Source organism: Kineococcus esterisolvens, assembly GCF_050871405.1.
Taxonomy (GTDB): Bacteria; Actinomycetota; Actinomycetes; order Actinomycetales; family Kineococcaceae; genus Kineococcus.
On sequence record NZ_JBJLRI010000093.1, the window covers coordinates 1 to 13,416 of the forward strand.

At 73.0% G+C, this 13,416-nt stretch carries 13 protein-coding genes; 5 read left to right on the forward strand and 8 right to left on the reverse strand.

Going from position 1 to position 13,416, the window contains the following annotated elements:
• Positions 1-509 precede the first annotated feature (509 nt).
• The gene (locus ACRYR8_RS19290; RefSeq protein ID WP_432483326.1) at positions 510-1,583 is read left to right on the forward strand and encodes a GNAT family N-acetyltransferase; all 1,074 of its coding nucleotides are present in this window, start codon (positions 510-512) and stop codon (positions 1,581-1,583) included.
• A 1-nt stretch (position 1,584) separates the two neighbouring features.
• Here ACRYR8_RS19290 and ACRYR8_RS19295 read toward each other — a convergent pair whose 3' ends face one another.
• Positions 1,585-2,079: a GNAT family N-acetyltransferase gene (locus ACRYR8_RS19295; RefSeq protein WP_432483328.1), complete on the reverse strand. Its 495-nt coding sequence runs from the start codon at positions 2,077-2,079 to the stop codon at positions 1,585-1,587.
• A gap of 258 nt (positions 2,080-2,337) precedes the next feature.
• Here ACRYR8_RS19295 and ACRYR8_RS19300 point away from each other — a divergent pair, with 258 nt between their 5' ends.
• Positions 2,338-3,222, forward strand: coding sequence for a tyrosinase family protein (locus ACRYR8_RS19300; protein WP_432483330.1), 885 nt, complete (start codon positions 2,338-2,340; stop codon positions 3,220-3,222).
• A gap of 8 nt (positions 3,223-3,230) precedes the next feature.
• Positions 3,231-3,578, forward strand: a complete 348-nt coding sequence (locus tag ACRYR8_RS19305) for a hypothetical protein (protein WP_432483332.1) — start codon at positions 3,231-3,233, stop codon at positions 3,576-3,578.
• A gap of 78 nt (positions 3,579-3,656) precedes the next feature.
• Here ACRYR8_RS19305 and ACRYR8_RS19310 read toward each other — a convergent pair whose 3' ends face one another.
• Positions 3,657-4,223 carry a hypothetical protein gene (locus ACRYR8_RS19310; RefSeq protein ID WP_432483334.1) on the reverse strand — a complete coding sequence of 189 codons (567 nt, stop codon included), beginning with the start codon at positions 4,221-4,223 and terminating at the stop codon, positions 3,657-3,659.
• Positions 4,220-5,533, reverse strand: a complete 1,314-nt coding sequence (hisD, locus tag ACRYR8_RS19315) for a histidinol dehydrogenase (protein WP_432483364.1) — start codon at positions 5,531-5,533, stop codon at positions 4,220-4,222. Before hisD ends, ACRYR8_RS19310 begins: the two co-directional genes overlap by 4 nt.
• A gap of 124 nt (positions 5,534-5,657) precedes the next feature.
• Here hisD and ACRYR8_RS19320 point away from each other — a divergent pair, with 124 nt between their 5' ends.
• A complete protein-coding gene (locus ACRYR8_RS19320; RefSeq protein WP_432483336.1) occupies positions 5,658-6,347 on the forward strand; it encodes an LON peptidase substrate-binding domain-containing protein in 690 nt (229 codons plus the stop codon).
• A gap of 23 nt (positions 6,348-6,370) precedes the next feature.
• Entirely contained in the window at positions 6,371-6,886 is a 516-nt protein-coding gene (ybaK, locus tag ACRYR8_RS19325; RefSeq protein WP_432483338.1) for a Cys-tRNA(Pro) deacylase, read from the forward strand.
• Between the two features lie 45 nt (positions 6,887-6,931).
• On the opposite strand, the gene ACRYR8_RS19330 is transcribed toward ybaK, so the two are convergent.
• The 5 genes from ACRYR8_RS19330 to ACRYR8_RS19350 form a co-directional block, all read right to left on the reverse strand.
• Positions 6,932-7,420 (reverse strand): hypothetical protein, encoded by a 489-nt coding sequence (locus ACRYR8_RS19330; protein WP_432483340.1) that lies wholly within the window; start codon positions 7,418-7,420, stop codon positions 6,932-6,934.
• Positions 7,417-10,956, reverse strand: coding sequence for a DNA polymerase III subunit alpha (gene dnaE, locus ACRYR8_RS19335; protein WP_432483342.1), 3,540 nt, complete (start codon positions 10,954-10,956; stop codon positions 7,417-7,419). The genes ACRYR8_RS19330 and dnaE overlap by 4 nt, the downstream gene beginning before the upstream one ends.
• 130 nt (positions 10,957-11,086) lie before the next feature.
• Positions 11,087-12,010, reverse strand: a complete 924-nt coding sequence (locus ACRYR8_RS19340; protein ID WP_432483344.1) for an RluA family pseudouridine synthase — start codon at positions 12,008-12,010, stop codon at positions 11,087-11,089.
• Positions 12,003-12,548 carry a signal peptidase II gene (gene lspA / locus ACRYR8_RS19345; RefSeq protein ID WP_432483346.1) on the reverse strand — a complete coding sequence of 182 codons (546 nt, stop codon included), beginning with the start codon at positions 12,546-12,548 and terminating at the stop codon, positions 12,003-12,005. Before lspA ends, ACRYR8_RS19340 begins: the two co-directional genes overlap by 8 nt.
• 87 nt (positions 12,549-12,635) lie before the next feature.
• The gene (locus ACRYR8_RS19350; protein ID WP_432483348.1) at positions 12,636-13,028 is read right to left on the reverse strand and encodes a TraR/DksA family transcriptional regulator; all 393 of its coding nucleotides are present in this window, start codon (positions 13,026-13,028) and stop codon (positions 12,636-12,638) included.
• Positions 13,029-13,416: the final 388 nt, after the last annotated feature.

Sequence of the window (13,416 nt, forward strand, 5' to 3'; positions counted from 1 at the left end):
GCAAAAGTTCCACGTTGGGCGGCCCCCCGCCGGGGCGGCTCGTAAATGGCGGGGCCCCCCGCCCCCCCCCCCCCCGGGGTAGCCCCCCCCCCCCCCCCCCCCCGAAAGGGGGCGGCTAAACCACGTCCCCGGCCGGGAAGCAGCGAACGGCGCTCGACACGCACCATGCAGTGACTCCACGCAGCCAAGTCACTACGCTCAGTATTCAGAGTGTTGTTCCGCGAAACCGGACCCACCGGAAACCCGGAGGCACCGGGAAACTCTCCCGGGGACCGCAGAAGTCGTTGCGGCCAGCACCGCGTCGGTGACAGGCTTGCCGCACCCGTGAGCCCTCCGACAGATGGGGCCGACAAGTGGACGATGGATCGCCGGCACTGTCCCCTCGAGCCGGCACGCACCGACCCAACCCTGCACAGCCGAACACCGCACGAGTGCCCGAAGCCCGACTGCGGCGGCGGCGAACCGAACCCGCCCCCGGGAGAGCCGCGTCCGCAGCGCACCTGGCCGTCGTGGACGACGCGCTCACCTCGCAGTGGGACGAGCTCGCGGTTCGATCGGGAGCGCCGCCGTTCCTCAGGCCGGGCTGGGTCCGCGCGTGGATGTCCGCCTTCGAGCCGCGCCAACTCCTGCACGCGCTCACCGTCCACCGCGACGGCGAGCTGGCCGCGCTCCTGCCCGTGGTTCGCAACGGGAGGTCCCTGCGCTCGCCGACCAACGCCGAGACACCCGTCATGGGCCCCGTGTCGGTGGACGTCGACGCCGCGCGATCCCTCATCGGCCCGCACGTCGAACAGCTCGGGCTCCGGGTCCGGTTCGCGCCCGGGGGTGGAGCGGTGGACCACGTGCACGACGCCGCCCGCACCCACGGCCTGCGCGTCTCCGTGGACCCCCTGCGCCGCTCCCCCTGGACGGCGGTGCGGGGGAACCGGGAGGATTTCGAGAAGTCCACCCTCACGACCTCGCGCCGCAGGGACCTGCGCAGGAACGAACGCCGGCTCTCCGCGATGGGGTCCCTGCAACTGACCACCCACGACGGATCGCACGACGTCGAGAAGCTCCTCCAGCGGGGCCTCGAACTGGAGGCGGCGGGCTGGAAGGGCGAAGAGGGCACCGCAGTGCTGTCACGGCCCGCCGCAGCGGCGTTCTACCGAGCCGTCGCCGCGTGGGCCGCCTCCGAAGGCATCCTGCGCCTGTACTTCCTCCGCCTCGACGGGGAACCCATCGCCTTCTCGCTGAACCTCGAGCAGGGCAGGACCTCCTACGGACTAAAGACCGCCTACGCGCCCGCCCACAAGGCGTTCGGGCCGGGGGTCCTGCTGCTGCACCGGCTCATCGGCGAGGGGTTCGCCCGACCCGGGATCGACGTCCTCGAGCACCTCGGGGAGGACGACCCCTTTAAGCAGGAGTTCTCCACGGGAGTCCGGGAGCAGTTCTCCGTCCACGTGTTCCCCCGCGGGGTCCGCGGGGTGCTGCAGCAGCACGCCGTTCACGGCAGGAGGGCGCTCGAGAACGAGGTCCGACGGAGGACGACCCCGGAGAGCCGACGCGCCCTGCAGCGCCTGATGCCCTTCTCCAGAGGCTGACCTAGTCCAGTGGTCTCGTCATGGTCCGCTTCTTCGTGCGCCAACCGGAACGCTCGTACACGGTCGTCGCGGAACTGTTGAACTCGAAGACCTGCAGATCCACCGTGCCGGCACCACGAGCACGGGCCCATCGGCAGACCTCTTCGAGCAACTCCGATCCGATGCCCAGTCCGCGCCACCCGTCCTCGACGACGACCGCGTCGACGTACGCGCTCTTCGCGCCCGGCGAGAACCGCGCGATGATCAGGGACAACGGCCCCGGTACGAGCCGCGCGCTGGTGTAACCAACGACGCGACCGTCTGCTTCGGCCACCAGCACCGCACTCCCGAGCCCCAGCACCGCGGCACGGAGGATCTGCCGCACGACGGGCTGGACCGGGGCCGATCCACCGACACCGTCCTGCCCGTGGAACTCGGCCAGGGTCCTGGCCAGTCGACGGATCGCTGCGTGGTCCGCAACGCGGGCGGGCCGAACGGAGAACTCCACGACGATCATCCTCTCGTGGTACACGCAGTGCACGCAGCCTCCCGGGTGGAGCCGCGAACCGGTGAGGATGCTAGTCCGGGGCAGCACGCGGGCTCACCGCACCGGCACTCCCCCCGGTGGATGGGGCGAAAACCTCTCCCCGCCGTCGCAACCGGCGCTAGCGTTCACCCGAACACGCGACCGGTGCGAGGAAGGTGCACGCCGGGTCTTAAGAGGGCGTCGCGACACCACTGGCTGGAAACCACCACGACCCGAGAGGAAGGCCCGGTGCCCGTACGGCAGAACATCCTCAGCATGCCGCTGAACGAGGTGAAGAAGTTCACCTCGGCCTTGAACGTCCTCAAGGCCGACGGCACCTACGACGACTTCACCCGACGGCACATGAACGCGATGAGCACCGCGACGCCCGCGGGTTCTCCCCGCAACGTCGCGCACCAGGGCCCGGCATTCCTGCCCTGGCACCGCGCCTCGCTGCTGGAGCTGGAGAACGCACTGCTGACGGTGGACCCGACCCTCGCCGGCCTGCCGTACTGGAAGTGGGAGCAGGAGAGCGCACTGAACGGTGGCACCCCTCGCCGGTCGCGGTTCTGGAGCGCCGACTACGTCGGCTCCGACGGCGTCAGCACCTCCGGCAACCGCGTGGTGGACGGCCCCTTCGCCTCGTGGGTCGCCATCCTGCACCAGGGCAGCACCGGCACCTTCGTTCCCCGATCCACCCCCGGCCTCATCCGCCGACTCGGACGCGACCCGGGAGGCACCACGACCTTCCCGAACGAGGCTCAGGTCACCGACGCCGTCGACAACTACAGCGTCTACGACGCAGCGCCGTGGGATGCGACCGCCACCGGCTTCCGCAACCGGCTGGAAGGCTGGCACGGCGGATCAGGGCTGCACAACCAGGTGCACCTGTGGATCGGCGGGGACATGCTCGCCGGCACGTCACCCAACGACCCCGTCTTCTGGCTGCACCACTGCAACGTCGACCGTATCTGGTGGTCCTGGCAAGCCCGGTACGGCGTCGCCTACAAGTACCAGCCCGTCTCCGGAGGGCCGATCGGTCACAACCGGGGCGACCAGATGCAGCACCTGCGCGCACCGCGCCAGGTGGGCAGCGTCCTGGACATCAGGACGCTCGGTTACCGGTACGTCTAGGAGGCATCGTGATCAGTCGCAGGCACTACATCGCCGGCACGTGGGCGGTGTTCGCGAGCGCCGCGATAGGGACCGTCGTCCAACCCTTCTCGGACGCCGAGGCCGCCGGGCATCCCCTCGAGGAGCGGTTCACCTACCGCGGTCGCCAGGTGGACGTCAGCCGCCACGCCCGCGCCGGGCACGGGCACTCCCAGGTGCAGGTCCGGGTGAACGGGAAGAAGGAGATCCACGTCCACAGGGGCGGGCCGCGCAACGGCTACGTCACCCACGCCCTGCCGTTCACCGAGTACCCGTCACCGCAGCAGCTCGCCCGGGCGGTCATCGACGCGGAGGACGCCGGGCTGCTGCTCATCTGAGGACTCCGGGCCGAGGACACCCCGGGGTGCGCGCCGCGAGCGCACCCCGGGTTCGCCGTCCACGGGACGGGGAGGGAGCTACGCCCCGTCCCGGCCCGGGTCCCGGCCGTCGTCCCTGCGGAACAGCCTCCAGAACGCACCGGCGCGGCCGCCCTCACCGCCCTGCGCGGCCCCCGCCGCCTCGGCGGGGTCGAGGCGCCCCAGCACGAGCTGCTGCACCTGGTCCGGCCACACCGACAGCAGCAGACCCGGCTTGGGGTCCTCGCCGCGCTCGCCGGCGATCCAGCTCTGCCCCTCGATGGCCTCCTCGCGCACCGTCAGCAGCAGCAGCTGCGCCTGGCGGAGCACCGCCGACAACTTCTGCGCGTCGTCCTCACCGGTGGCCGGGTCGTGGGTGACCAGCACGCACCCGAGCCCGCGCACGGGGACCACGTGGGCGCGCACCCCGGCGAGCGTGCACAGCTCCACCAGCTTGCGGGCGTCCGCGACCGGCACCACGAGCACCGAGCGCACCGGTGGCTTCGGGCCGAACTCGCGCTGGAACGCGGCGTCGAAGTCGAAGCCCTCGCCCAGGCCCCCGGCCTCCTCGCCCGGTCGTTCCCGCCCGGGACCCTCGACGGGCTCCTCGTCCGGCCGCCCGCTCACGCGAACCTCGCCGTGACGGCCTCACCGTGCGCGGGCAGGTCCTCGGACTCGGCGAGGGCCACCACGTGCCCGGCGACCTCGCGGAGCGCAGCCTCGTCGTAGTCCACGACGTGCACGCCGCGCAGGAACGTCTGCACGCTCAGGCCGCCGGAGTGCGTGGCCGTGCCGCCGGTGGGCAGGACGTGGTTGGACCCGGCGCAGTAGTCGCCCAGCGACACCGGGGAGTGGGCGCCCACGAACACCGCGCCGGCGTTGCGCACCCGGGCGGCGACGGCGCGCGCGTCGGCCGTCTGCACCTCGAGGTGCTCGGCGGCGTAGGCGTCCACCACCGCGACCCCGGCGTCGACGTCGTCGACGAGGACGATGCCGGACTGGCTGCCGCCCAGTGCCTCGGCGATGCGCGCGGCGTGCTTCGCGGCGGGCACGCGCTCCGCGAGCGCCGCCTCGACGGCGTCGGCCAGCGCCTCCGAGGGCGTGACGAGCACCGCGGCGGCCAACGGGTCGTGCTCGGCCTGGCTGACGAGGTCGGCCGCGACGTGCTGCGGGTCGGCGGTGTCGTCGGCGAGGACCGCGATCTCGGTGGGACCCGCCTCGGAGTCGATGCCCACGACGCCCTGCACGTACCGCTTGGCGGAGGCGACGTAGATGTTGCCCGGGCCGGTCACCACGTCCACCGGCGCCACGACGACGTCCCCGGCCGCGTCGCGCGCCCCGTAGGCGAACATCGCCACGGCCTGCGCGCCACCGACGGCGTACACCTCCTCCACGCCCAGCAGCTCGCAGGCGGCGAGGATCGTCGGGTGCGGCAGGCCGCCGTGCTCCCGCTGCGCGGGGCTGGTCACCGCGATGGAGGCGACCCCCGCCTCCTGCGCGGGCACCACGTTCATGACGACGCTGGAGGGGTACACCGCGCGTCCGCCCGGCACGTACAGCCCGACCCGGCCCACGGGGACCCAGCGCTCGGTGACCGTGCCGCCTTCGGCCAGCCGGGTCGTGGTGTCGGCGCGGCGCTGGTCGGCGTGCACGAGGCGGGCGCGGCGCACGCTCTCCTCCAGGGCGGCGCGAACGCGCGGGTCCAGCTGACCCAGGGCGTCGCGCAGCGCCTCGCGGGGCACGCGCACGTCGCTCAGGCGCACGCCGTCGAAGCGCTCGGTCAGCTCCAGCAGCGCCGCGGTGCCGCGGGCGCGCACGTCCTCGCAGAGGGGGGCGACCGTGGCCAGCGCGGCGGCCACGTCGACGTCCGCGCGCGGCAGCACCGAGCGCAGCGCCACCGCGTCGAGGACGCGACCGCGCAGGTCGGTGCGGCGCAGCGCGGGGACGGTGCCCGCGGCGGGCGCCGGGAAGGCGGGCTGAGCGGCAGGGGTCACAGCAGGGAGTGTACGGACGCCGGTGCCGCCGCGACCGCCCCCGGGGCGACGGCCCTAGACTGCGCCGGTGCCCCAGCGCCTGCCCCTGTTCCCCCTCGGCAGCGTGCTGTTCCCCGGCCTCGTGCTGCCCCTGAACGTGTTCGAGCCGCGCTACCGACGCCTGGTGCAGGACCTCGTCGCCGAGGAGCGCGAGGGCCTCAAGGGCTTCGGGGTGGTCGCGATCCGCTCCGGCCACGAGGTCGGCGAGGGCAACGCCCGCGCACTGCACGACGTCGGCTGCGTCGCGCTCCTGCGGGAGGTCACCGAACTGGAGGACGGCCGCTACGAGCTGGTCACCGTCGGGGCGACCCGCTTCCGCCTCCTGGGCATCGACACCGAGGCAGGCACCCCCTACCCGACCGGCCTGGTCGAGCCGTACGGCGACGACGAGGACGAGGCCGACGAGGACGAGGAGGTGCCGGTGCCCGCCGACGTCGCGGCGCTGGCCCGGGCGGTGGAGGAGCGGTTCGCCCAGTACCGCGACCAGCTGGGCATCGGCGGCGCCGGCGCCCCCGGGGACCCGTCGGTCCTCTCCTACCTCGTGGCCGCCGCGGCCGTGCTGCCGCTGGACGCGCGCCAGCGGCTGCTGGAGGCCCCCGACACGCGCTCGCGGCTGACCGAGGAACTGGCGCTGCTCAAGCAGGAGACCGCCCTGGTCGCCGCTCTGGGCACCGTCCCGGCCTCCGAGCTGCCGGGCGAGCCGCCCAACCCGAACTGACCCGCCGACCCGCAGGAGGAAACGTGGCCAAGCGCCGGGAGCAACGCGCCGAAGCCGGCACGCCCGCGCTCCGGGTGCTCGCCGAGCGCGGCGTCGCCCACACCGCGCACCCGTACGAGCACGACCCCGCGACCACCGCGTACGGCGAGGAGGCCGTGCGGGCCCTGCGCGCGGCCGGGGTGGACGTCAGCGCCGAGCGGCTGTTCAAGACGCTGCTCGTGGACGTCGACGGCCGGCTCGTCTGCGCCGTCGTGCCCGTCGCCGCGATGCTCGACCTCAAGGCGGTCGCCGCGGCCGCCGGGGACAAGAAGGCCGCCATGGCCGACCCGGCACGTGCCCAGCGCTCCAGCGGGTACGTCGTCGGGGGCATCAGCCCGCTGGGGCAGCGGACCGCGCTGCCGACGTTCGTGGACACCTCGGCCCAGCGGTTCTCGACGGTGTTCGTGAGCGCCGGACGGCGCGGGCTGCAGGTCGAGCTGGCGCCGGGCGACCTGCTGGTGACCACGGGCGGGCGGTACGCACCCCTCGCCCGGGGTTGAGGGCGGCCCGGGGTCGAGGGCGCCGCGGCCGGCCCGCGCCGCGCATCAGCCGGTCGCGCGCGTCCAGCCGACCAGGGCCGAGGACAGGCTCACCACCGCCACGACGCAGGTGAGGACCAGCGGCTGCACCAGCACCACCGCCCACGCGTACAGCGAGACGTGGGCCGCGGCGGCCGGGTCCGAGGGCGGCAGCGCACCGGCGGTCGCGACCGTGAGGAGCGAGCCGGACAGCGCCCCGGCCAGCGCGGCGCCCAGGACCTGCAGGGGGCGCTCCCCTGCGCGTCGCAGCACGACCAGCCCGGCCACCAGGCCGGCGGTCGCGGTCAGGACCGCGAAGGAACCGTCCCGGGCGATCGGGAGCTGCGCCGAGGAGACGACCACCGGCTCCCCGACCAGCCAGGCCGCGGGCCGGCGGGCCAGCGCCCACCAGGCGACGCCGAGCAGCGCACCCGTGAGGGCCTGGCCGAGCAGCAGCGCGAACGGCAGGCGCAGGTCACCGGACCGGGGCGCGCCCGGTGCGGCGGCGCGCCTCACACCAGGCACGTCGGGCCGAGCAGCGCCTTGAGGTCGCCGAACAGCGCCGGGCTCGGGGTCACGCGCAGGGCGTCGTCCAGCCGCATGAGGGTGCCCCCACCGCCCGCCTTCGTCAGGCGCAGGCGGACCTCCGTGGTGCCCGGGTGGGTCGTCAGCACGTCCCGCAGGCGCTCCACGACCGGCGGGGTGCACCGGGTGGTGGGCAGCGAGACGGTGACGGGCACGCCGTCGGTGACGCTGACGTCCGGCACCTGCAGCTCGGAGGCGTAGATCGTCGGCACCTCGTCGCGGCGGTTCAGCCGCCCCTTGACGACGACCACGAGGTCCTCGGCCAGCAGCGGGGCGACGGTCATGTAGGCCTGGGGGAAGAAGAGGCACTCGATGGCGCCCTCGAGGTCCTCCACCGTGACGATGGCCCACTGGTTGCCCTGCTTGGTCGTCTTGCGCTGGAGACCCGTGATCATGCCGGCGATCGTGATCTGCGAGCCGTCCGGCCGCGACTCGTCGGCCGTCAGCGAGGCGATCGAGCAGTCCGAGGCGTTGGCCAGCAGGTGCTCCAGGCCGAACAGCGGGTGGTCGGAGACGTACAGGCCGAGCATCTGCCGCTCGTGCGCCAGCAGTTCGGCCTTCTCCCACTCCGGCAGGTCCGGGATCTCCACGGTGAACCCGCCACCGGCCGGCCCGTCGTCACCGCCCAGGCCGGCGAACAGGTCGAACTGGCCGATGGCCTCGTTGCGCTTGACGTCCACGACGGCGTCGACGGCGTCCTCGTGCTTGGCGACCAGCGCCCGCCGGCGGTGCCCCAGGGAGTCGAACGCACCGGCCTTGATGAGCGACTCGATGGTGCGCTTGTTGCACACCACGGCCGGCACCTTGGTGAGGAAGTCCGTGAAGGACTCGTAGCGGCCCTTCTCCGCGCGGGCGGCGACGATCGCGTCGACGACGTTGGCGCCGACGTTGCGGATCGCGGTCAGGCCGAAGCGGATGTCCTTGCCGACCGGGGTGAAGTTCGCGCTGGACTCGTTGACGTCCGGCGGCAGCACCTGGATTCCCATGCGCCGGCACTCGTTGAGGTACAGCGCCGACTTGTCCTTGTCGTCGCGCACGCTGGTGAGCACCGCGGCCATGTACTCGGCCGGGTAGTTCGCCTTGAGGTACGCCGTCCAGTAGGACACCAGCCCGTAGGCCGCCGAGTGCGCCTTGTTGAACGCGTAGTCGGAGAAGGGCACCAGGACGTCCCACAGGGCCTTGACCGCGGCGGCGGAGAACCCGTTCTCCTTCATGCCGGCCTCGAAGCCGACGTACTCGGCGTCCAGGACCTCGCGCTTCTTCTTGCCCATCGCGCGGCGCAGCAGGTCGGCCTTGCCGAGGCTGTACCCGGCGACCTTCTGCGCGATCGACATGACCTGCTCCTGGTACACGATCAGGCCGTACGTCGTGGAGAGGACCTCCTCGAGGGCCTCCGCCAGCTCGGGGTGGATCGGGGTGATCTCCTGCTGACCGTTCTTGCGCAGCGCGTAGGCGGTGTGCGAACCGGCGCCCATCGGGCCCGGGCGGTACAGCGCACCGACGGCGGAGATGTCCTCGAAGTTGTCCGGGCGCATCAGCCGCAGCAGCGAGCGCATCGGGCCGCCGTCGAACTGGAACACGCCCAGGGTGTCGCCGCGCCCGAGCAGGGCGTACGTCGCCGGGTCGTCCAGCTCCAGGGAGTCCAGGTCGACGGGGTCCTTGCCGTTCAGCTCGACGTTCTTCAGCGCGTCGTCGAGGATCGTGAGGTTGCGCAGGCCCAGGAAGTCCATCTTGACCAGCCCGAGCGTCTCGCACGTCGGGTAGTCGAACTGGGTGATGATCGCGCCGTCGGCCTCGCGCTTCATGATGGGGATGAGGTCGATCAGCGGGTCCGACGACATGATGACGCCGGCGGCGTGCACGCCCCACTGCCGCTTCAGGCCCTCCAGCCCGCGCGCGGTGTCGACGACCCGCACGACCTCCGGGTCCGTCTTGTACAGCTCGCGGAACTCGCCCGCCTCGGAGTAGCGCTTGTGGTTCGGGTCGAAGATGCCCGAGAGGGGGATGTCCTTGCCCATCACGGCCGGCGGCATCGCCTTGGTGATGCGGTCGCCCATGGAGAACGGGAAACCGAGCACGCGGGAGGCGTCCTTGACGGCCTGCTTCGCCTTGATGGTTCCGTAGGTGACGATCTGCGCGACGCGGTCGGTGCCGTACTTCTCGACGACGTACTGGATCACCTCACCGCGCCGGCGCTCGTCGAAGTCGACGTCGAAGTCGGGCATCGACATGCGCTCGGGGTTGAGGAACCGCTCGAAGAACAGCCCGTGGCGCAGGGGGTCGAGGTCGGTGATCTTCATGGCGTACGCGGCCATCGACCCAGCACCGGAACCGCGCCCCGGGCCCACCCGGATGCCGTTCTCCTTGGACCAGTTGATGAAGTCGGCGACGACGAGGAAGTAGCCGGCGTACCCCTTGGAGACGATGACCTCGATCTCGTACTCCGCCTGCTTGCGGACCTCGTCGGGGATGCCGTCCGGGTAGCGCTTCGCCAGCCCGCTCCAGACCTCCTTGACGAACCAGCTCTCCTCGTTCTCCCCGGGCGGGCAGGGGTAGCGCGGCATGTAGGCGCCGGTGGACTCGGTGAACTCCACCTCGCAGCGCTCGGCGATGAGCAGGGTGTTGTCGCACGCTTCCGGGTGGTCGCGCCACAGGTGGCGCATCTCCGCCGGGCTCTTGAGGTAGAACTCGTCCGCGTCGAACTTGAACCGCTTGGGGTCCGCCAGCGTCGAGCCGGACTGCACGCACAGCAGTGCCGCGTGCGCCTGCGCGTCGGAGGCCTGCGTGTAGTGCAGGTCGTTGGTCGCCAGCAGCGGCAGGTCGAGGTCCTTGGCCAGCTTGAGCAGGTCGTCCTGGACCCGCTTCTCGATGTCCAGGCCGTGGTCCATGAGTTCGCAGAAGAAGTTGCCCGCGCCGAAGATGTCGCGGAACTCCGCGGCGGCCGCGCGCGCCTCGTCGTACTGCCCCAGCCGCAGGCGGGTCTGCACCTCGCCGGACGGGCAGCCGGTGGTGGCGATGATGCCCTTCGCGTAGGTGTTCAGCAGTTCGCGGTCCATGCGGGGCTTGTAGAGGAAGCCCTCGAGGCTGGCCAGCGAGCTCATCTTGAACAGGTTGTGCATGCCGGCGGTGTTCTCGGCCAGCATCGTCATGTGGGTGTACGAACCCGCGCCGGAGACGTCGTCGCCCGGGCGCGAGCTCTGGTCGCCCCACTTCACGCGTGTCTTGTCCTGCCGGGCGGTCCCGGGCGTCAGGTACGCCTCCACGCCGATGATCGGCTTCACGCCGTGCTTCTTGGCGCTCTTCCAGAAGTCGTAGGCGCCGAAGACGAAGCCGTGGTCGGTGGTGGCGACCGCGGGCATGCCCATGGCCGCGGCCTCGCGGAAGAGGTCGTCCACCTTCGCCGCGCCGTCGAGCATCGAGTACTCGGTGTGGACGTGCAGGTGGGCGAACGAGTCCGCGGGTGCCATGGCGGGACGCCTCCTGGAACGGTGCTGCTGGATGCTGCTGGGTGGTGCGGCCTCGATGGTAGGCGCCGCCGCGGACAGGCGCGGGGAGCCTCGCCGCCGCGGCGAGGGGCCGGGTGCGCGGGGGCGCCGGTCAGCCGGCCAGGCGCGCGAGGGCGGTCGCCAGGTCCTCGGGGTAGCTGCTGGTGTACTCCACGGCGCGACCCGTGCCGGGGTGCTCGAACCCCAGCCGGACGGCGTGCAGCCACTGGCGGGACACCCCCAGGCGCGCCGCGAGGGTCGGGTCGGCGCCGTAGGTCGCATCGCCCACGCAGGGGTGGCGCAGCGCGGAGAAGTGCACCCGGATCTGGTGGGTGCGGCCGGTCTCCAGGTGCACCTCCACCAGGGCGGCGGCGCGGAACGCCTCCAGCACCTCGTAGTGGGTCACCGACGGCTTGCCCTCGGACGTGACGGCGAACTTGTAGGCGCCGCTCGGGTGCCGGCCGATGGGGGCGTCGATCGTGCCCCGCAGCGGGTCGGGGTGCCCCTGCACGACCGCGTGGTAGACCTTGTCGACCGTGCGCTCCTTGAAGGCGCGCTTGAGCGCGGAGTAGGCGTGCTCGCTCTTGGCGACCACCATCAGGCCCGAGGTGCCCACGTCCAGGCGGTGCACGACGCCCTGGCGCTCCGCGGCACCGGACGTGGCGATGCGGTAACCGGCGGCGGCCAGGCCGCCGACGACCGTGGGACCCGTCCAGCCCGGGCTCGGGTGCGCGGCCACCCCCACCGGCTTGTCGACCACCACGAGGTCGTCGTCGTCGTGCACGACCGTCAGCCCGTCGACGGCCTCGGCGACAACGGCGGGCGCCGACGGCGGGTCAGGCACCTCCACCTCCAGCCAGGCGCCGGCGCGCACGCGGTCGGACTTGCCCACCGGGGAGCCGTCGACGAGGACGCCACCGGCGGCGGCGATCTCGGCGGCGCGGGTGCGCGACAGGCCCAGCAGCCGCGAGAGCGCGGCGTCGACGCGCTCGCCCTCCAGGCCGTCGGGCACGGGCAGGCTGCGGACCTCAGGCACGGGACCCCTCCCCGGCGTCGCGAGCCGCGCCCTGCTCGCGCGTCCCGTCCAGGGCCACGCCGCGCAGCGAGAGCACGGCGATGAGGACGGCGGCGGCGCACACGCTCGCGTCGGCCACGTTGAAGATCGGCCAGTGCGGCAGCTCGAGGAAGTCGACGACGTGCCCGCGCGCGAAACCGGGCTGGCGCAGGAAGCGGTCGGTGAGGTTGCCCGCCGCGCCGGCCAGCAGGAACCCGAAGGCAAGCGCCCACGCCGTGCTGCGCAGGCGACGAGCCAGCCACAGGACCACGACGACGACCGCGCTGGCCAGCACGGTGAAGACCCAGGTGCTGCCCGTGGCGAAGCTGAACGCCGCGCCCGGGTTGCGGATCAGGTGGAACTGCAGGAGCTCCCCGATGAACGGCTGGCGCACCCCCGGCTCCAGGTGGGCGACGGCCAGGACCTTGGTGACCTGGTCCAGCGCGTACACGACGAGGGCCAGGGCGAGGGCCGGGGCGGTGCGGCGCGGACGCGCGGGCGACGGCGGGGAATCGGTCATGGCAGCACGAGTCTCCCACGCCGGACGGGGACGCCTGGCCCCCGAGCAGCCCGTCCGGGCGCCCAGCGCACCCGGACGGGGCCGGGCTCAGCGGCGTTCGCCGCGCGCCTTGCAGCTCACGCAGAGCGTCACGCGCGGGAAGGCCTGCAGCCGCGCCTTGCCGATGGGGCCGGAGCACGTCTCGCACACGCCGTAGGCGCCCGAGCTCAGCCGCACCAGGGCGCGCTGCGTCTGCTCGAGCAGCTCGCGCGCGTTGTTCACGATGGTCATCTCGTGCTCCCGGCCCGCGGTCGCGGCGCCGTGGTCGACCTGGTCGTCACCGGCCCCCTCCCCGGACGCCACCAGGGCCGAGAAGGAGCTGGTGGCGTCGTCCAGCTGGCGGGTCAGGCGGTCGACCTCCAGCGCCAGCTCACCGCGGACCTCGTCCAGCTCGGCGGGGGTCCAGGCGTCCTCGCTCTCCTTGACGGGCAGCTCGCGCACCGCTGCGGCACGTGCCGCGCTGCCCGTGCGGGTCCCTGCGGCGGCGGGCACCCCGTTCCGCCGCGTGGTCGACGTGCTCGTGGCCGTTGCCCGCACCGTGGTCCCCCTCGTGTTCCCCCGCGGCCGCCTGCCGCGTGCCGGGAACACTAGGGATATGACTGTCCGTAAGCAACCGGAAGCACGAAGTAACTCACTTGTTCGCCGTGGGCGAGCACGGACAACGGGACCCCGTCCCGCTCGAGCCCCCGGAACGCCGCGTGGGGGGCGCCCCCCCGGGGGGGGGGGGGGGGGGGGGGGGGGGGGGGGGGCGGGGGGGGGGGGGGGGGCTGGGGGGGGGGGGGGGGGGGGGGGGGGGGGCGGCGGGTGGGGCCCCGCCCGGGGCGGGGGG